This window comes from Mycobacterium sp. UM_WGJ, from assembly GCF_000455125.1.
Lineage (GTDB): Bacteria > Actinomycetota > Actinomycetes > Mycobacteriales > Mycobacteriaceae > Mycobacterium.
Genome location: NZ_AUWR01000031.1, coordinates 19,700 through 37,902, shown reverse-complemented (window position 1 = coordinate 37,902; position 18,203 = coordinate 19,700). Strand labels below are relative to the sequence as shown.

General features: G+C 67.7%; 18 protein-coding genes. 2 read left to right on the top strand and 16 right to left on the bottom strand.

Features of this window, described 5'->3' with window-relative positions; all coding sequences use genetic code 11:
- From carB to pyrR, 6 genes are all read right to left on the bottom strand, one after another.
- The coding region (gene carB, locus N416_RS0111155; RefSeq protein WP_024442188.1) for a carbamoyl-phosphate synthase large subunit at positions 1–2,018 on the bottom strand (2,018 nt) is incomplete at its 3' end.
- Positions 2,018–3,139 (bottom strand): glutamine-hydrolyzing carbamoyl-phosphate synthase small subunit, encoded by a 1,122-nt coding sequence (gene carA, locus N416_RS0111150; RefSeq protein ID WP_024442187.1) that lies wholly within the window; start codon positions 3,137–3,139, stop codon positions 2,018–2,020. The genes carB and carA, both read right to left, overlap by 1 nt.
- Entirely contained in the window at positions 3,136–3,654 is a 519-nt protein-coding gene (locus tag N416_RS0111145; RefSeq protein WP_024442186.1) for a hypothetical protein, read from the bottom strand. Before N416_RS0111145 ends, carA begins: the two co-directional genes overlap by 4 nt.
- Positions 3,651–4,943 (bottom strand): dihydroorotase, encoded by a 1,293-nt coding sequence (locus tag N416_RS0111140; RefSeq protein ID WP_024442185.1) that lies wholly within the window; start codon positions 4,941–4,943, stop codon positions 3,651–3,653. Before N416_RS0111140 ends, N416_RS0111145 begins: the two co-directional genes overlap by 4 nt.
- Positions 4,940–5,911, bottom strand: coding sequence for an aspartate carbamoyltransferase catalytic subunit (locus tag N416_RS0111135; RefSeq protein ID WP_024442184.1), 972 nt, complete (start codon positions 5,909–5,911; stop codon positions 4,940–4,942). The genes N416_RS0111140 and N416_RS0111135 overlap by 4 nt, the downstream gene beginning before the upstream one ends.
- Positions 5,908–6,480 carry a bifunctional pyr operon transcriptional regulator/uracil phosphoribosyltransferase PyrR gene (gene pyrR, locus N416_RS0111130; RefSeq protein ID WP_024442183.1) on the bottom strand — a complete coding sequence of 191 codons (573 nt, stop codon included), beginning with the start codon at positions 6,478–6,480 and terminating at the stop codon, positions 5,908–5,910. The genes N416_RS0111135 and pyrR overlap by 4 nt, the downstream gene beginning before the upstream one ends.
- A gap of 111 nt (positions 6,481–6,591) precedes the next feature.
- Between pyrR and N416_RS0111125 the strand changes: the two genes are divergently transcribed.
- Complete coding sequence (locus tag N416_RS0111125; RefSeq protein ID WP_024442182.1) at positions 6,592–7,794, top strand: serine hydrolase; 1,203 nt, start codon at positions 6,592–6,594, stop codon at positions 7,792–7,794.
- A 7-nt stretch (positions 7,795–7,801) separates the two neighbouring features.
- Here the strand turns inward: N416_RS0111125 and N416_RS0111120 are convergent, their stop codons facing one another.
- The 7 genes from N416_RS0111120 to N416_RS0111090 all read right to left on the bottom strand — a co-directional run bounded on the left by N416_RS0111120 (position 7,802) and on the right by N416_RS0111090 (position 15,293).
- Positions 7,802–8,440, bottom strand: coding sequence for an NAD(P)H-dependent oxidoreductase (locus N416_RS0111120; protein WP_024442181.1), 639 nt, complete (start codon positions 8,438–8,440; stop codon positions 7,802–7,804).
- 14 nt (positions 8,441–8,454) lie between these two features.
- A complete protein-coding gene (locus tag N416_RS0111115; protein WP_369797598.1) occupies positions 8,455–9,615 on the bottom strand; it encodes an acyl-CoA dehydrogenase family protein in 1,161 nt (386 codons plus the stop codon).
- Positions 9,616–9,648: 33 nt separating this feature from the next.
- Entirely contained in the window at positions 9,649–10,227 is a 579-nt protein-coding gene (locus N416_RS0111110; protein WP_024442179.1) for a TetR/AcrR family transcriptional regulator, read from the bottom strand.
- A gap of 15 nt (positions 10,228–10,242) precedes the next feature.
- A complete protein-coding gene (locus N416_RS0111105) occupies positions 10,243–12,981 on the bottom strand; it encodes an aminotransferase class I/II-fold pyridoxal phosphate-dependent enzyme (protein ID WP_024442178.1) in 2,739 nt (912 codons plus the stop codon).
- Between the two features lie 87 nt (positions 12,982–13,068).
- Positions 13,069–13,590, bottom strand: a complete 522-nt coding sequence (gene nusB, locus N416_RS0111100; protein WP_024442177.1) for a transcription antitermination factor NusB — start codon at positions 13,588–13,590, stop codon at positions 13,069–13,071.
- 2 nt (positions 13,591–13,592) lie between these two features.
- Entirely contained in the window at positions 13,593–14,156 is a 564-nt protein-coding gene (gene efp, locus N416_RS0111095; RefSeq protein ID WP_024442176.1) for an elongation factor P, read from the bottom strand.
- 15 nt (positions 14,157–14,171) lie between these two features.
- Entirely contained in the window at positions 14,172–15,293 is a 1,122-nt protein-coding gene (locus tag N416_RS0111090) for a Xaa-Pro peptidase family protein (protein WP_024442175.1), read from the bottom strand.
- A 33-nt stretch (positions 15,294–15,326) separates the two neighbouring features.
- Here N416_RS0111090 and N416_RS0111085 point away from each other — a divergent pair, with 33 nt between their 5' ends.
- Entirely contained in the window at positions 15,327–16,079 is a 753-nt protein-coding gene (locus N416_RS0111085) for a B-4DMT family transporter (protein ID WP_024442174.1), read from the top strand.
- Here N416_RS0111085 and aroQ read toward each other — a convergent pair.
- From aroQ to N416_RS0111070, 3 genes are read right to left on the bottom strand one after another with little or no spacing between them, the layout of a single operon-like run.
- Entirely contained in the window at positions 16,010–16,489 is a 480-nt protein-coding gene (gene aroQ / locus N416_RS0111080) for a type II 3-dehydroquinate dehydratase (RefSeq protein WP_024442173.1), read from the bottom strand. The two genes, N416_RS0111085 and aroQ, sit on opposite strands and share 70 nt — an antisense overlap.
- Positions 16,486–17,592: a 3-dehydroquinate synthase gene (gene aroB / locus N416_RS0111075; RefSeq protein ID WP_164517987.1), complete on the bottom strand. Its 1,107-nt coding sequence runs from the start codon at positions 17,590–17,592 to the stop codon at positions 16,486–16,488. The genes aroQ and aroB overlap by 4 nt, the downstream gene beginning before the upstream one ends.
- A complete protein-coding gene (locus N416_RS0111070; protein ID WP_024442171.1) occupies positions 17,589–18,200 on the bottom strand; it encodes a shikimate kinase in 612 nt (203 codons plus the stop codon). Before N416_RS0111070 ends, aroB begins: the two co-directional genes overlap by 4 nt.
- Positions 18,201–18,203: the final 3 nt, after the last annotated feature.

Genomic DNA, 18,203 nt, shown 5'->3' with positions numbered 1-18,203 from the left:
CCGGCATCGGCGAGCCGCTGGGCCAGCCGCAACGGGGTCTGTCCGCCCAGCTGCACGATCACGCCGACCACCCCGGGGCCGCCCTGCCCGGACTGCTGTTCGGCGTAGTACACCTCGAGCACGTCCTCGAACGTCAGCGGTTCGAAGTAGAGCCGGTCGGCGGTGTCGTAGTCGGTGGACACCGTCTCGGGGTTGCAGTTGATCATCACCGTCTCGAACCCGGCCTGGCTCAAGGTGATCGCGGCATGCACGCAGCTGTAGTCGAACTCGATGCCCTGGCCGATCCGGTTGGGCCCAGAGCCCAGGATGAGCACCTTGGGCTTGACGTCCTGGACTGCCACCTCGGTCTCCGCAGCGGGGTCGAGCTCGAAAGTGCTGTAGTGATACGGCGTCTTGGACTCGAACTCCGCCGCGCAGGTGTCGACGGTCTTGAACACCGGATGAATTCCCAGCCGGTCCCGCAGCAGCCGCACCCCGTCCTCACCGGCCAGTTCCGGGCGCAGCACGGCGATCTGATGGTCCGACAGGCCGCTGTATTTGCAGCGGCGCAGCAGGTCCGCGTCCAGCACCGGGGTGTCGACAACCTCGGCGCGCAGCGCCACCAGGCCGTTGATCTGGTCGACGAACCACGGGTCCACGCCGGAGGCCTCGGCGACCGCTTCCACACTGGCGCCCAGCCGCAGCGCCAGCTCGATGTCGTAGAGCCGGCCCTCGGTGGGAGTGCGCAGCCGCTCCAGCGCTGCGGTGGCCGAGTCTTCATCGGGGTCCGGTTTGGTCCAGAACCCGGCGCGATCGGTCTCCAGCGAGCGCATCACCTTGCCGAGCGACTCGATGAAGTTGCGGCCCAACGACATCGCTTCGCCCACTGATTTCATGGTGGTGGTCAGCCGCGGGTCGGCGCCGGGGAACTTCTCGAACGCGAAGCGCGGCGCCTTCACCACGACGTAGTCCAGCGCCGGCTCGAAGCAGGCCGGGGTCTCTTTGGTGATGTCATTGATGATCTCGTCGAGGGTGTAGCCGATCGCGAGCTTGGCGGCGATCTTGGCGATCGGGAAGCCGGTCGCCTTCGACGCCAGCGCAGAGGAGCGGGAGACCCGCGGGTTCATCTCGATCACGATGAGCCGGCCGTCTTTGGGGTCGACCGCGAACTGGATGTTGCAGCCGCCGGTGTCGACCCCGACCTCGCGCAGGATCGCGATGCCCAGATCGCGCATCCGCTGGTATTCCCGGTCGGTCAGCGTCATCGCCGGGGCGACGGTCACCGAGTCGCCGGTGTGCACGCCCATCGGGTCGACGTTCTCGATCGAGCAGACCACGACGACGTTGTCGTTGCCGTCGCGCATCAGCTCGAGCTCGAATTCTTTCCACCCGTAGATGGATTCCTCGATCAAGACGTTGGCCGTCGGCGAGGCGGCCAGGCCGTCGCCGGCCATCCGCTCCACCTCGTCGAGGCTGGCCGCCAGCCCGGATCCCAGGCCGCCCATGGTGAATGAGGGGCGAACGACGACGGGCAACCCGAGTTCGGCGACGGTCTCGGTGACCTCGGCCATGGTGTAGCAGACCCGGGAACGCGCCGACTCACCGCCTACCCTGGCGACGATGTCCTTGAACTGCTGGCGGTCCTCGCCACGCTGGATCGCCTCGAAGTCGGCGCCGATCAACTCGACCCCGTAGCGCTCCAGCACCCCGTGCTCATGCAGAGCGACCGCGGTGTTCAGCGCCGTCTGCCCACCCAGGGTGGCCAGCAGCGCATCGACCTTGTTGCCGCGCTCAGCCTGCTGAGCCAGCACCTTTTCGACGAACTCCCAGGTGATGGGCTCGACGTAGGTGTTGTCGGCGTATTCGGGGTCGGTCATGATGGTGGCCGGATTGGAGTTGACCAGGCTCACCTGCAGGCCTTCGGCCTTGAGCACGCGGCAGGCCTGGGTTCCCGAATAGTCGAATTCGCAGGCCTGTCCGATCACGATCGGCCCGGAGCCGATCACCAGAACATGGCGCAGGTCGGTACGGCGCGGCATTACTTCTCCCCTGCCATCAGGTCGACGAACTGGTCGAACAGGTATTCCGCGTCATGCGGTCCGGCCGCGGCCTCCGGGTGGTACTGCACCGAGAACGCCCGGCCGTCGGCGAGCTTGACGCCCTCGACGACTCCGTCGTTGGCGCAGGTGTGGCTGACCACCGCCGGGCCGAAGTCGGTGTCAAAGCGTTGGCCTGCTTCGCCCTCCAAGGCGAAGCCGTGGTTCTGCGCGGTCACCGCCACCCGGCCGGTGGCGTGGTCGATCACCGGGATGTTGATGCCGCGGTGGCCGAACGTCATCTTGTAGGTGTTCAGACCCAGTGCGCGGCCCAGGATCTGGTTACCGAAACAGATTCCGAACAACGGGATTCCGGCGCCGAGCACCTCGCGGGTCAACGCCACCATCGCCTCCGCGGTGGCCGGGTCCCCGGGCCCGTTGGACAGGAACACTCCGTCTGGCTTCAGGTCGGCGATCTGTGCGAAGTCGACCGACGACGGCAGCACGTGGCTGCGGATTCCGCGCCGCGAGAAGTTGCGCGGCGTGTTGGTCTTGATGCCCAGGTCCAGCGCGGCGATGGTGAACCGGTGTGCGCCCTCGGGTTCCACCACGTATCCGGCGTCGGTGCTGACCTGGCCGGCGAGGTCGGCGCCGAGCATCGACGGCTGCTCGCGGACCCGGGTCACCAACTCATCCGGTGATTCCAGCGCGTCACCGGAGAACACCCCGGCCTTCATCGAGCCGTGATTGCGCAGGTGGCGCACGATGGTCCGGGTGTCGACCCCGGCGATACCGACGATGCCCTGACGGACCAGCTCGTCGTCGAGGGTTCCGGTGGCCCGCCAGTTCGACGCCCGCGGCGACGGGTCGCGCACCACATAGCCCGCCACCCAGATCTTGTCGTCGCGGCTCTCCCCGTCCTCGCGGTTCCAGCCGGTGTTGCCGATCTGCGGGGCGGTGGCCACCACGATCTGCCGGTGGTAACTGGGATCGGTCAGGGTCTCCTGATAGCCGGACATGCCGGTGGAGAACACCGCCTCACCCAGGGTCTGTCCCACGGCCCCGAACGGCGTTCCGGTGAACGTCCGGCCGTCCTCGAGAACCAGCACCGCACGCGAGTTCATCTGTCGTCTTCCTCTTCTGCTAACCAGCGGCTGTGCTCAGCGCGGTCGTCCGCGCGGAAGCCGGTGTCTATCTCGGTGCCCGACGGCAGTTGCCAGCGGATCGCCAGCACTCCGTCGTGGCTGCGCGTTGGAATCGTGCGCCCGGCGATGCCGCGTTCGGCGCGAACGGCGATCACCGTCTCCGCAGGGATCCAGATCGGCCGAGCGCCGCTGCGCTGCACCATGATTCCCTCGGGGTAGCGGGTCAGCACCGCCTTGGTGCGATAACCCAGGTCGCCGACCACCACCCGGTCATTCCACTTCGGGGCCAGCGTGCAGCCCAGATACTGCCCGCGGGTGGCGGCCACAGTCGGTGCCCCCACCGTGTCGGGCACCGTGGGCAGCGTTCCGATCAGCGCGTCCTGCAGCTGGCCGCGACGGCGCCAACCGCGCATCATCAACCGGATCACCACGCCTATCAGCACCACCAGCAGAAACGCGAAGACCAGCGAGCCGATCAGCGTGGGCGTGTTCATACCGGGCTCTTCCCGTCCCGGGCGGTGATCCGGCCACGCAGCAGGGTCGCGGTGACGGTCGCGGGCAGGGTCATCTCCTCATAGGGGGTGTTGTCCGAACGGCTGGCCAGTTGCGCACCGGCGACCACCCAGGTGGTGTCGGGATCGATGACGGTCAGGTTGGCCGGCTCGCCCACCTCCAGTGGACGGCCCTGATCCGGCAGACCGACGATCTGCGCGGGCCGCTCGCTCATCACCCGGGCCACGTCACGCCAGGTCAGCCGACCGGTCTGCACCATGGTGGCCACCACCACCGAAAGCGCGGTCTGCAGGCCCAGCATCCCGGGCCGGGCGGAGGCGAATTCGCAGGTCTTCTCGTGTTCGGCGTGCGGGGCGTGATCGGTGGCCACGCAATCGATCACGCCGTCGGCCAACGCCTGACGCAGCGCCTCGGTGTCGGAGGCCTCGCGCAGCGGCGGGTTGACCCGGTTGCGTCCGTCGTAGTCGGCGAGCCGGCAGTCATCGAGCATCAGGTGGTGCGGAGTGACTTCGGCGCTCACCGAGATACCTTGCGCCTTCGCCCACTTCAGCAGCTCCACGGTGCCGGCGGTGGACGCATGGCAGATGTGCAGTCGGGCGCCGGCGTCGCGGGCCAGCAGGACGTCTCGAGCCACAATCGACTCTTCGGCGACGCGCGGCCAGCCGGCCAGGCCCAACCGGGCCGCGTTGGGCCCCTCGTGGGCGACCGAGCCGACAGTCAGCCGTGGCTCCTCGGCGTGCTGGGCGATCAACACCCCCAGTCCGGTCGCGTACTCCAGCGCGCGGCGCATCACCAGCGGGTGGTCCACACAGACACCGTCGTCGGAGAACATCCGAACACCGGCGGTGCCGGCGGCCATCATGCCCATCTCTGTCAGCTGCGTGCCGCCCAGCCCGACCGTGACTGCGCCGACCGGGTGCACGTCGACCAGGCCGATCTGCTGGCCGCGCTGCCAGACATGGTCGGTGACCACCGGAGAGTCGGCCACCGGATCGGTGTTGGCCATCGCGAACACCGCGGTGTAGCCGCCCAGGGCCGCCGCCGCCGAGCCGGTTTCGATGTCCTCGGCGTATTCGCGTCCCGGTTCACGCAGATGGGTGTGCAGGTCGACGAAGCCCGGCAGCAACACCTGTCCGGGCGCGTCGATGACCTCAGCGCCGTCCGGTACGGACAGACCGGTCCCGATCTGCACGATCTGGCCGTCTTGCACCAGGACGTCGACCTGGTCGCCTTCGCCGTAGCACCGTACTCCGCGGATCAGCACGCTCACAACGCTGCTTCCTCTCCAGCCGACCCCGCGGATCCGCTGCCCACCAGCAGATGGAACAGCACCGCCATGCGCACGTGCACGCCGTTGGAAACCTGTTGCAGCACCGCGGATTGCGACGAGTCAGCGACCGACGAGGAGATCTCCATGCCGCGCAGCATCGGACCGGGGTGCAGCACCACCGCGTGGTCGGGCAGCATCGCCCGGCGCTTCTCCGAGAGCCCGTACCGCACCGAGTACTCCCGCGTAGACGGGAAGAATCCGCCGGTCATCCGCTCGGCCTGCACCCGCAGCATCAGCACCGCGTCGGCCGCGGGCAGCTCGGCGTCGAGGTCGTAACTCACGGTCACCGGCCAGTCGCTGACCCCGGCCGGCAACAGCGTCGGCGGGGCGACCAGCACCACCTCTGCGCCGAGGGTGGCCAGCAGTTGCACGTTGGAGCGGGCCACCCGGCTGTGCACGATGTCGCCGACGATCACCACCCGTCGGCCCTCGATTCCGCCGAGTCGTTGGCGCAGCGTCAGCGCGTCCAGCAGCGCCTGGGTCGGGTGTTCGTGGGTACCGTCGCCGGCGTTGATCACCGACGGCCCGGTCTCCTCGGCGCGCGCGGTCCACTCGGCGAGCAGGTGCGCCGCCCCCGAGGACGGGTGCCGGATGATCAGCGCGTCGGCGCCGGCAGCGCGCAATGTCAACGCGGTGTCGCGCAGCGACTCGCCCTTGTTGACCGAGGATCCCGACGCCGACACGTTGATCACGTCGGCGCTCATCCACTTGCCGGCCACCTCGAACGAGACCCGGGTCCGGGTGGAGTTCTCGTAGAACATGGTGATCACGGTGCGCCCGCGCAGGGTGGGCAGCTTTTTGACCTCGCGTCCCACCAGCGCCTGAGCGAAACGGTCGGCGTCGTCGAGGATCGCGGTGGCCTCATCACGGCTCAAATCGCCGGCTGCCAGCAGATGCCTGGTGCTCATCGGGTAATCACCACCTGGTCGCGGCCGTCGTGTTCAGCCAGTAGTACGTGCACGCTTTCGCCGCGGGCGGTCGGCACGTTCTTGCCGACATAGTCGGCGCGCACCGGCAGCTCGCGGTGGCCGCGGTCCACCAGCACAGCCAGCTGCACGATCCGGGGTCGCCCCACGTCGCGCAACGCGTCCAGTGCGGCCCGCACCGATCGGCCGGCGAAGAGCACGTCGTCGACCAGGATCACGCACGCGTCGTCGATGCCGCCCGCCGGAATCGAGGTGGGCTCCAGCGGCCGCGGGGGCTGACGCATGAGGTCGTCGCGGTACAACGTGATGTCCAGCGCTCCGTGCGCGACATCAACTCCGCAGAATTCGCTGATCTTGGCGGCCAGCCGCTGGGCCAGGGTGACGCCGCGGGTGGGTATGCCCAACAGCACGACGCGCGGGGAGTTGGCTCTATCGGGGTCGTCTAAGGCCGTCTTCTCGATGATCTGATGTGCGATCCGAGAAACAGTGCGACCCACATCCGCCGAGGACATCAATTCCCGGTCGGTGCTGGAATTACCGGCAGCGCCCATGCGAAACCGCAGGACCTCCTTCTCCGCCTCGCAGGACGGCTCATTAAAGGATGTCGAACTGCCGGGTAGCCTAACACCCGCCGCGCTTGCGGTCGCCGCTAACCTGACCGGGTGAATCTCGACCCGAATCAGGCGCCCCTGCGCGAGGCCTGCGACACCGGCCTGCTGGCCGGCGTGGTGACGCTGGTCTGGCAGCGCGGCTCGGTGCTGCAGGTCAACGAGATCGGCCACCGCGATGTCGGCGCCGGCCTTCCGATGACCCGCGACACGGTCTTCCGGATCGCCTCCATGACCAAGCCGGTCACCATCGCCGCCGCGATGACCCTGGTCGACGAAGGACGGCTGCGGCTGACCGACCCGATCGCCCACTGGCTGCCGGAGTTCGCGGCGCCGCGGGTGCTGGTCGACCCGGCCGGTTCGCTGGAATCGACCACCGCGGCCCGGCGCGCGATCACGGTCGACGACCTGATGACCCACCGCTGCGGCATCGGCTACGGATTTTCCGTACCCGGTCCGATCGCGCGGGAATACCAGCGACTGCCCTTCGGTCGCGGACCCGAAGCCTGGCTGACCGCGCTGGCGGCGTTGCCCCTGGTGGATCAGCCCGGTGAGCGCATGACCTACGGCCACGGCACCGACGTGCTGGGCGTGCTGCTGTCGCGGATCGAGGGCAAGCCACTGCCCCAGGTGATCGAGGACCGGATCCTGGGCCCGCTGGGAATGACCGACACCGGCTTCTGCGTCACTACGCAGGCACGTGGGCGCAGCGCCACCATGTATCGCGTCGAGGGGGACACGCTGCGCGACGACGCGATGGGTCCGGTACCGATCGCGATGCCGGCGTTTCCCAACGCCGGGGGCGGGTTGATGTCCACCGCCGACGACTACCTGGCGTTCGCCCGGATGTTGCTGGCCGACGGCATGTTCGACGGCACCCGGGTGCTCTCGGCGGAATCCGCGCGGGCGATGCGCACCGATCAGCTCACCGACGACCAGAAGCGGCACGCGTTCCTGGGCGCCCCGTTCTGGGTCGGTCGCGGGTTCGGTCTCAACCTGTCGGTGGTGACCGACCCGGCGAAGTCCCAGCCGCTGTTCGGACCGGGCGGTGCGGGCGCGTTCGGCTGGCCGGGCGCCTACGGCACGTGGTGGCAGGCGGATCCGGCCGCGGACCTGATCCTGATCTATCTGGTCCAGAACTCTCCGACGCTCTCCGCCGACATGGCCGTCGCGGTCGCCGGCAATACCTCGATCGCCAAACTGCGGGTGGCGCAGCCGAAGTTCGTCCGCCGGACCTACGCGGCGCTGGGTCTGTGAGCCCGGTCTAGCGGCTCTCGCCCACGAGACTCGCGCCCGCCCGGCGAGCCTTCGCCAGGGCGGCGTCGCGCATCTGCTCCCGCTCCTCGGCGGTCCAGCGCGTCGTCGGTTCGAAGACCAGGGTCTGAACGCTGTAGCCCAGCATGGTGAACACGTACTCCAGGTAGGGGCGCTGGAAGTCCTGCAGGTCGGCACGATTGCCGTCGTACGCGCTGGAGCGGGTCAAGACGAGTTGCAGCGGCTTGCCCTCGCCCAATGTGCCTACGTGTTCGCCGCGCTCGTTGAGCGTGAAGCTGGCCATCGGTTGCACGATGACGTCGATCCACGCCTTCAGCGCATGCGGCACATGCCAATTCCACATCGGCGACGACACCACCAGCCGGTCGAATGAACGCACCCGGTCGATTTCGGCCAGCACGCCCGACCAGATCTGCTTCTGCTCAGGGGTGCGGCGTTCGCCGTAGAGCGGAGCGAACTTGGCGAATGCGGCGTCGCGCCCGAACACCAGCATCTCGTCGGTCCACACCGAGAACCGTTCGACGTCGCCGACCGCTGCCGCGGGCGCGGCGTCCAGAAAGGCCTGGGTCAGTGCCGAGGACAGCGAGTGCTCTTGCTTCGGACTCGCTTCCACCCACAGCGTTTTCATGGTGCCCTTCGTGGTCAGATCATCGAGATCGGTGAGATCTTCACGCCGGCCTCGAGTGCGCCAGACAACTCGCGTGCCACGTCGTAGTCGAAGACTACGTGCCCGCAGATCACGTCGACATCGCGTTTGGCGCGCTGCAGCGGGCTGGTTACGAACTGCGCACTGGCACCGGAGGCTTCGAGCAGATCGGCGATCACGGCGCGGGATTCGTGGACGATGTACGCGGCCGCCGCCCGGGCATCGGCCCGAGTGGAACGGCCGATCCGCTCCCGCGCGTCCACCGCACCTTGAATCCGGCCGACAGTGTCGCCGAGCAAGCCGCGCAGCGCACGCAGCCGAACCCGCGCATCACCGAGGCGAATCTGGGCCGCCGGCTGATTCTTCTGCGCGGCACCGGAATACGCCAGGACCCGTCCGGCCAAGCGCTCGGCGAACAAGTCGGCGACCCATTCGGCCGACCCGAGGGCGGGCATCGCGGCGACCAGGGCCAGCGCCGGGACCATCGGCCACCGGTACGCCGAGCCGTCGTGCAGCTCGGCGCCGGGCGCGGTACCGGAGTAGATGTCGACGACCTTGACCAGCCGGTGCGACGGGACTAACACATCCTCGATGACGACATCGTTGGAACCGGTGGCCCGCATGCCCGCGGTGTGCCAGACATCCTCGATGTGAATGTCGGCCGCCGGGAGCAGCACCAGCGCAGGGTAAGGGCCGTCGTCGGGACCGCAGATCGCTCCGACCATGATCCAGTCGGCATCCATCACCCCGGTCGCCCATGACCAACGCCCGGACAGCCGGATTCCGTCACCGTCGGGCACGCCGCGTCCGGTCGGCGCCAACGGCGCCGGGCACAGCACCGGCCCGTCGGCGAACACCTCGTCCTGGGCCTGCTCACCGAAGAGCGCCAGCATCCAGTTGTGCAGGATGTAGAAGCCGAGCGTCCAGGCACTCGACGCGCAGCCATGCGCCATGCGCCGAATCGGGTCGAGGATCTCGGGAAACTCGGCCTGGCGTCCGCCGTAGCGTGCCGGCAAGAGCAGGTCGGCCAGCCCGGACTTTCGGAATTCGTCGACGGTGTCTGCCGGCAGTCGGCGCAGCTCCTCGGCCGCCGCGGCGCGCTGCGCCAGTCGGGAGATGAATTCCTCGGACACCACCGGTGCCATCGTGGTCGCCATGGTCGGACCGTACCATACCTTTTGGTATGGACGTCAGTGGCGAAGCATGACGTCCAGGAACTGTTCTCGCCGTCCCGCGGCCGATGAGCTCGGCGCCGACCCGGCCAGATGCAGAAACCCGATTCCGGCGGCGAACGTTGCGTTGGCACGCATCTCGGCCTCGTCTGCGTCGAAGCCGTCGTCGAGAAACACCTGCCGAACCGCTTGGAGCACCCGCCGATCCGAGCTGCGTACCGCCGCGGCGACGCTGTCCTCCGACCGCGCCCATTCGCGCATCGCACGTTCGAGCATCCAATGCGCGGGCCCGACCAGGGCGGTCATCATGCGCGACAACCGCTCACGCGGCGGCAGTTCCGACAGCGCATCGAAGTCGCCGCGTTCGGAGTCGCGCACGGTCGCCCAGGTGTCGACCAGTCCCTGGCGGTAGGCCTTCATGTCGGCGAAATGCCAGTAAAAGCTGCCTTTGGTGACCCCGAGCCGTTTGCAAAGCCGGTCGATGGTCAGCGCCTTGAGCCCGTCTTCGGCCAGAATCCGGAAGCCGGCTTGCACCCAGTCCTGCACGGACAGCCGGGGATTGCCACCCGACCCGCCAACTGCGTCCGACGTGGCCATGACGAGTCAGCGTACTTAATCGGCGAGGCCGGGTGCCTGCGCGTAGCGGTCCAATGCCTCGGGCGTGAACACCGCCAACCCCAGCTCGGGGTTGTAGCCGTGAATCTCTTTCACGTCGAGTTCGGCCAGGAAGTAGAGGATCTCCTTGGAGATCACCTGACCGGGAACCAGCACCGGGAACCCGGGCGGGTAGGGCACCACGAAGGTCGTCGAGACCAGCGTCTTACCGTCGGCGACCCGGCGCCCGGCGTCGCCGAGCATCACATACTCGCGGTCGGACTCTTCATAGCCGGCGTAAAACGCCAATCGCATGTCGCCGAATGTGCTGGCACCGCCGGGACGAAACGCGGGCGCGAACTCGCTGAAATCCGGCAGTGGCGGCAGGTCTTCGGTGATCTCAACGGTTTTGCGCTGCTGCAACGCCCGATCGTCGCTGCTGGCCGCCGCCCAGGCCCGGTCCAGTTCGCCGGCGACCCGGCGCAACGCATCGAGCAGGTAGTGCACGCTGGACCAGGTGACACCAATGGTGAAGATCAACAGCACAGAGTTGATGGAGGTCTTGTTGATCTGGATGCCGAATCGGTCCATCAGGACCTTCTCGCGGAATTCATAGCCGTTCATCCCGGTCCGACCCACGAACAGCGTCACCCGGGTCGGGTCCAACACGAATTCGTCGGAACGCCAGGCCTCGTTCCACTCCGCCAAACCGCCCTGGCGGACCTGACGGTAGGAACTGACCGTGGAATTCCGGAACTCATCGGGCACCAGGTCGTCCTCATCGAGAATCCGGAACCATTTGTTGATCAGCCGGTCTTTACGAACCCGGTGGCGAAACACCAGCGCCATGTCGTAAACCCGCCGGACCAGGTCAAAGCCTTCGATGTCCACCTGGCGGCGCGCCAGATCCAGCGAAGCGAGCAGCTGCTGGTTCGGTGAGGTGGAGGTGTGAGTCAAAAACGCCTCGGCGAACGCATCCCGCGCCAGCGCGTTGAAGTCCTTGTCCCGGACGTGGATCATCGACGCCTGCCGCAGGGCCGACAAGGACTTATGCGTGGAGTGGGTCGCATAGACCCGCACCCGCGCCGAGGGAGCCGGCAGCAGCCGGTGTTCGCTCCACTGGTCGCGATCAATGCCCGCCATGGATTCGCGCCATGCCTGGTACTCCTGGGCGTAACGCGGTGAGCCGAGCATGCTCTCCAGGCGTTCGGCGGCCACCATGGCGGTGCGTTGCCGGGCCCACGGCACCGCCGTCGCGAAGGCGTACCAGGCCTCATCCCAAAGGAAACAAATGTCCGGCTTGATCGCCAGGACTTCCTCCATCACCCGGCCGGGGTTGTAGACGACGCCGTCGAATGTGCAGTTGGTCAAAGACAACATCCGGACCCGGTGCAGCTGTCCGGCGGCTTCCAGGTCCAGCAGTGCCCGCTTGATGGTGTGCAGCGACACCGCGCCGTAGATCGCCGTGGCCGCCAGCGGGTAGGCGTCCAGGTACATCGGATAAGCACCGGCCAGCACCAGGCTGTAGTGATGCGACTTGTGACAGTTGCGGTCGATCAGGACGATGTCACCGGGCCGGGTCAACGCCTGCCCCACGATCTTGTTGGCCGTCGAGGTCCCGTTGGTGACGAAATAGGTGTGGTCGGCGTTCCAGGTCTTGGCAGCCTTTTTCATCGCCACCCGGATGGTGCCGTGCGGGTCCAGCAGCGAATCCAACCCGCCCGAGGTCGACGAGGTTTCGGCCATGAAGATGTTGCGGCCGTAGAACTCTCCCATGTCCTGCAGCGAGCGGGAATTGAAGATGCTGGCGCCGCGGGCCACCGGCAACGCGTGGAACTGACCGACCGGCTCGGCAGCATAGGCCCGCAACGCATCGAAATACGGTGTGGCGTAGCGCTTCCGGATTCCGGCAAGCACCGTGCTGTGCAGATCGGTGACGTCGTTGAGCCGGTAGAAGGTGCGGTCGTAGACGTCGGGCTCTTCCTCGGTGTCCGCGGCGATGGATTCGTCCGTCAGCAGATACAGGTCGATGTGGGGACGCAGCAGCCGCATCCATTCGCCGCACTCGATTGCGTCGTGGCTGCCATCGACGACTCCCGCGTCGTCGTTGGCGCCCAAAAGCGTGGTCATCAGCGGGACCCGGTCGCGCGATCGCAGCGGAAGGTCGTGGCGCACGATCGCCGCCTGGATCTCACCGTTGAGCGCTACGGCCGTGACGGCGTCCTCAACGCTGGAGGCCACCAACAGTTCGATCTGCACCTCGTCGTCGAGGTTGCGCAGTGCGCGAAGGCTTTCCGCGAGGCTTTCCGGTGCATCAGGGGGCGAGTCGTCGGCCAGCAGCACGGTGTAGAACTGCTGCCGCCGGGCCTGCGCTACCAATTCCTGATCAGACAGCGGTAACCCCAGGTCGAACAGCGCTGCCCGGTCGCCGTAGTCCGACAGCAGCCGCACCACCAGCGACACCTGCTCGGTCAGCGACACCGTCGCCATGCCCTCGAGGTAGTTGCGAAACGCCGCCAGCCTTCCCGCGCCGGGGAACAACCAATATCGCTCGTAGGCTTCCAGGCGTTGCATCAAGCGCTTGACCTGCGCATATTGGTGGGCGGTGTCCATCCCGGCGCGGTCGACCGCCGCCAATTCCCGACACGCGTCGTCGAGCAGGTTCCAGGTGTCCACCCGCGAATACGACGGGTTCGCCACCGCCGCTAAAGCCGATACTCGTAGTCTCCGATTCCGTGCGTCCCAATCTTGGCCCATGGGGCCAGTCTGCATGATCTTGACGCGGATCGGCCGGTTTAGCGACCTCCGGATCCCTCGGCCGACAGGCCTCGCGAAACCCGGCTTTCAGTCCTGCGGGGTGTCCTCGGAGTCGGGCTCACCGGGTGTGACCGCCGGCTCGCTCGCCGCCCGCACCGCCAGCGAGGCGGCCCGCAACTGCGGTGTCACCAGCATCACCTGGCCCAGCACGCCGTTGATGAACCCGGGCGAATCGTCGGTGGACAACTCCTTGGCCAGCTTCACCGCTTCGTCCACCGCGACCGGCTCCGGGACGTCATCGGCATGCAGCAATTCCCAGATCGCCACCCGCAGGATCGCCCGGTCCACGGCCGGCAGCCGCTCCAGTTTCCAGCCCTGCAGGTGTGAGGTGATCAGGTCGTCGATGTGGGCGGCGTGCTCGGTGACCCCATTGGCCACCGTGACGGTGTACGGGTGCAGCGGTGACACGTCGGGCTGCTCACTCGCCAGCGCTGTTCGCAGCTCCGCGCCTTGGGCCGGCGTCAGTCCCCGGGCCTCGGCCTCGAAGAGCACGTCGACGGCACGCTTACGGGCCTGGTGCCGGCCCTTTACCGGCTTGCCAGCAGGCATGGTCAGGAGTTGACCCGTCCCAGGTAGCTGCCGTCGCGGGTGTCGACCTTCAGCTTGTCTCCGGTGTTGATGAACAGCGGCACATTGATCTGGGCACCGGTCTCCATGGTGGCCGGCTTGGTGCCCGCGCTGGACCGGTCGCCCTGCAGGCCGGGCTCGGTGTGGGTGACCTCCAGCTCGACGCTGACTGGCAGCTCCAGATACAGCGGCACCCCGTTGTGGAAGGCGATCTGCACCAGCATGCTCTCCAGCAGGTAGTTCGCCGAGTCGCCGACCAGCGATTCCGGCAGCGGGTGCTGCTCGTAATCCTCGCTGTCCATGAACACGAAGTCGTTGCCGTCGCGGTACAGGTAGGTGGCGTCGCGGCGGTCCACGGTGGCGGTCTCCACCTTCACGCCGGCGTTGTAGGTCTTGTCCACGACCTTGCCCGACACCACATTCTTGAGCTTGGTGCGCACGAAGGCCGGACCCTTGCCCGGCTTGACGTGCTGAAACTCGGTGATCTGCCACAACTGGCCGTCGATCACCAGCACCAGCCCGTTTTTGAAGTCAGCAGTTGAAGCCACGGTCGTTCACGTCTCCTAGAGAATGGTCAGTTCCTTGGGGAACCGAGTCAGCAGGTCCGGGGCCTGCCCGGCAGTATCAGCGACCACGAGCGTGTCCTCGATACGGACCCCGCCACGATCAGCCAGATAGACGCCGGGCTCTACGGTCACCACAGCACCGGCAAGCAGTGTACCGTCGGCCGCCGCATTGATTCCGGGCGCTTCGTGAATCCGCAACCCGACCCCGTGACCGAGGCCGTGACCGAAGGTCTCGCCGTAGCCGGCCTCGGCGATCACGGTGCGCGCGGCGGCGTCGACCGCACACAGTTCCACGCCCGGTTGCAGCGCCTCCCGGCCGGCCCGCTGCGCGGCCTGCACCACCTGATAGATCTCCCGCTGCCAGTCCGCGGGCGGCCCCAGCACGAACGTGCGGGTCATGTCGGAGTGGTAGCCGGCCACCAGGGCGCCGAAGTCGATCTTGACGAAGTCCCCGGCGGCCAGCACGGCGTCGGTAGGCCGGTGATGCGGAATCGCCGAGTTGGGGCCGGTGGCCACGATCGTCTCGAACGACGCGGCGTCGGCCCCGTGGTCGAGCATCAGGGCTTCCAGTTCCCGGCGGACCTCCCGTTCGGTGCGCCCCGGCCGCAGTCCACCGCGGTCCACCAGCTCACCCAGAGCCGCGTCGGCAGCCTCGCAGGCCAGTCGCAGCATGGCGACTTCGCCGGCGTCTTTGACCTCGCGCAGCGCCTCCACGGTGTTCGAGGCCCGGACCAGCTCGACGGGGCTGTCCCCGCCGGGCACTGCTCGCTCCCCCCGCAGGGCTGCCGAAAGGGCATCGAATCCGTCCACGGTCACCACGTGGGCCTCGAAGCCGACCCGCAGCGCCCCGGCCGCCGCAGCCTGGGTGAGAAGGTGCCGGGGCCCGGCGCGTTCGATCGCGACCTGCAGGTCGGGGGCCTGGCGGGCAGCCTGTGTGCGATAGCGACCATCGGTTGCCAACACCGGTGGCCGCTCGTCCGCATAGACCAGCAGCGCCCCGGCCGAACCGGTGAACCCGGACAGATAACGCACGTTGATCAGGTCCGTGACCAGCATCGCGTCCAGGTCGGCGGCGCCGATCGCAGCACTCAGACGCGCCCGACGGGAGGAATGTGTCACGCGGTGTGACGGTACTCGCTACGCTGTGGCCCCATGAGCAAGTGGTTTCTGCGCGGGCTGGTGTTCGCTGCACTGATGGTCGTGATCCGCCTCATCCAGGGGGTGCTGATCAACGCCTTCGAGGCGCAGGCCGGTCTGATCAGCCTGGCATTGATGATCGTGTTCGCGATCGCAGTGTTCGTCTGGGGCCGTTCCGACGGCCGTGAGGACGCCAAAGCCACCGCCGACCCGGACCGGCGCGCTGACCTCGCGATGACCTGGCTGGGCGCCGGGCTGGTCGCCGGACTGCTCAGCGGCTTCGTCTCGTGGCTCATCGGCCAGGTCTACAAGGCGCTCTACATCAGCACCTTCTTCAACGAGCTGACCAGCTTCGCGGCCTTCACCGCGCTGCTGGTGTTCGTGGTGGCGGTGGCCGCCGTGGCCCTCGGGCGCCGCGCCATCGACAAGGAGTACGAGAAGCATCCGGAACGCCGCCCGGTGCGGGCCGCCGCGGAGGAGAGCCAGCCGCCGACCGACGTGTTCGCCACCGTCGGCGCCCCCGCGCTGGCCGCTGAAGAGACCGGTGCCGTACAGACCGAGGCTGCCGCGCCGGCTACCGAGGCGACGCTCACCAGCCCCGACGGTCTTTCGGGAGGCTTCACCACCGAAGAGTTCCCGGCCGACACCGACGCCACCACCGAGTTCCCCGTGATCGAGGACAACGGCGGCACCGAGACTCAGTCTGACAGCGCGGTATCCGAAAACGAGTCCGCCGCAGACTCACCTTCCGACGACTCGACCAAGTAGCGCAGCGCCAGCAGGTAACCCCGCACTCCGAAGCCGACGATCACGCCGTTGGCAATCGGGCTCAGGTAAGAGTGCCGCCGAAACTCTTCGCGCGCATGCACATTGGAGATGTGCAGCTCGATGAGCGGGGCGGGCAGTTCAGCGCAGGCGTCCCGCAGCGCCACCGAGGTGTGGGTCAGCCCGCCGGCGTTGAGGATCACCGGTTCGGCGGCGTCGGCTGCGCAGTGAATCCACTCCAGCAGCTCGGCTTCGCTGTCGCTCTGACGCACCACCACATCGACCCCGAGTGCGGCCGCTTCCCGCTCGATCAGCGCCTGCAGATCCGCATAGCTGGTGCTGCCGTAGACGTCGGGCTCGCGCCGGCCCAGCCGTTGCAGGTTGGGGCCGTTGATGACGTTGATCCGGTTCATCGCCGCTCCAATCGGAATCGCCGGCCCACCTCGTCGTAGGCGGCCGCCAGCAGCATCGGGTCAGGTCCCTCCAGCCGGCCCGGCTTCGCCAGGCCGTCGAGCACCACGAAGCGCAGCACACCGGCCCGAGTCTTCTTGTCCCCCATCATGTATTCCAGCAGTGCCGGCAGCGCGTCCTCGTAGTAGCTGACCGGCAGTCCGAGCGACAGCAGGATCGAGCGATGCCGGTCCGCGGTCGCGTCGTCGAGCCGTCCGGTGATGCGGGCCAGCTCGGCGGCGAACACCAGACCCACCGACACCGCGTCGCCGTGGCGCCATTGGTAATGCTCCAGCGCTTCGATCGCGTGCGCCAGAGTGTGGCCGTAGTTGAGGATTTCGCGCAGATCCGATTCTTTTTCGTCGGCGGCGACCACCTCTGCCTTGACGGTGATGGCCCGCCTGATCAGCTCGCCGAGCACCTCGCCCGCCGGATCCATCGCGGCAGTCGGATCGGCCTCGATCAGATCCAGGATCACCGGATCGGCGATGAAGCCGGCCTTGACGATCTCCGGCATGCCCGCGACGATCTCGCGCTGCGGCAGCGTCTCCAGGGTGGCCAGGTCGACCACGACGGCGGCCGGTTGGTGGAACGCACCGACCAGGTTCTTGCCGGCTTCGGTGTTGATGCCGGTCTTACCGCCGACCGCGGCGTCCACCATGGCCAGCAACGTGGTGGGCACATGCACGATCGAAATGCCGCGCAGCCAGGTCGCGGCGGCGAATCCCGCGACATCGGTGGCGGCGCCGCCGCCGAGACTGACCAGCGCGTCACGGCGGTCTAGGCCGATGCGGCCCAGCACGTCCCAGATGAAGCCGAGTACCTGCAGCGACTTGCCGTCTTCGGCGTCCGGGATCTCGATGCGGTGCGCTTCGATCCCCTTGTCGGACAGGTAGGTTCGGATGCCCTCGGCGGTCGCCTCCATGGTCGGCTGATGCAGGATAGCGACCTTGTTGCGCCCGGCGAGCAACCCGGCGAGATCACCGAGCAGGCCTTTACCGATCACCACCGGGTACGGCGGGTCGGTGGCCACCGTCACGGTGATCGGCTCGGGAATGTCGGTCACTTGCGTCCTCCGGTCTGTCGTGCGGCCACGGTGGCGGGTGTAGGTGGCGAATCGGCGGGCGTCGGTGCTGCCGGTTGCGGGTGCGTCCGGTCGGCGGGGGCGCCGGCCTCCAGCCGAGACACGATATAGCGCACCACCGCACCCGGGTTACGCCGGTTGGTGTTGACCCGGATCGTCGCGAGCCGTCGGTACAGCGGCACCCGCTGCGACATCAGCTCACGGAACTTCTCGGCCCGGCCGGGGCCGGCGAGCAGGGGCCGTACCGTACTCCCGCTGGTACGACGTACGCCTTCGGCGGCGCTGATCTCCAGGAACACCACCGTGTGTCCGGCCAGCGCTTCGCGTACCCCGGGGGTGGTGACGGCTCCCCCGCCGAGCGACAGCACACCGGAATGCTCGGCCAGCGCCTCCCGGATCACGTCTTCTTCGATGCGACGGAATTCCGGTTCGCCATCGGTGGCGAAGATGTCGGCGATGGTACGACCGGTGCGGGCCTCGATGGCGGCATCGGTGTCGAGCATCTCAACGTCGAGAGCCTTGGCCAGGCGCCGTCCTATCGTGGATTTGCCCGCCCCGGGCAAACCCACCAGAACCGCTCTGGGCGCCATGGG

Coding starts and splice junctions, on each gene's coding strand:
- N416_RS0111120 (WP_024442181.1), bottom strand. CDS start 8,440: ATGAAAACGCTGTGGGTGGAAGCGAGTCCGAAGCAAGAGCACTCGCTG.
- N416_RS0111085 (WP_024442174.1), top strand. CDS start 15,327: ATGAGCAAGTGGTTTCTGCGCGGGCTGGTGTTCGCTGCACTGATGGTC.
- carA (WP_024442187.1), bottom strand. CDS start 3,139: ATGAACTCGCGTGCGGTGCTGGTTCTCGAGGACGGCCGGACGTTCACC.
- N416_RS0111115 (WP_369797598.1), bottom strand. CDS start 9,615: ATGGCGACCACGATGGCACCGGTGGTGTCCGAGGAATTCATCTCCCGA.
- N416_RS0111105 (WP_024442178.1), bottom strand. CDS start 12,981: ATGGGCCAAGATTGGGACGCACGGAATCGGAGACTACGAGTATCGGCT.
- N416_RS0111135 (WP_024442184.1), bottom strand. CDS start 5,911: ATGAGCACCAGGCATCTGCTGGCAGCCGGCGATTTGAGCCGTGATGAG.
- N416_RS0111070 (WP_024442171.1), bottom strand. CDS start 18,200: ATGGCGCCCAGAGCGGTTCTGGTGGGTTTGCCCGGGGCGGGCAAATCC.
- N416_RS0111145 (WP_024442186.1), bottom strand. CDS start 3,654: ATGAACACGCCCACGCTGATCGGCTCGCTGGTCTTCGCGTTTCTGCTG.
- pyrR (WP_024442183.1), bottom strand. CDS start 6,480: ATGGGCGCTGCCGGTAATTCCAGCACCGACCGGGAATTGATGTCCTCG.
- nusB (WP_024442177.1), bottom strand. CDS start 13,590: ATGCCTGCTGGCAAGCCGGTAAAGGGCCGGCACCAGGCCCGTAAGCGT.
- N416_RS0111110 (WP_024442179.1), bottom strand. CDS start 10,227: ATGGCCACGTCGGACGCAGTTGGCGGGTCGGGTGGCAATCCCCGGCTG.
- aroQ (WP_024442173.1), bottom strand. CDS start 16,489: ATGAACCGGATCAACGTCATCAACGGCCCCAACCTGCAACGGCTGGGC.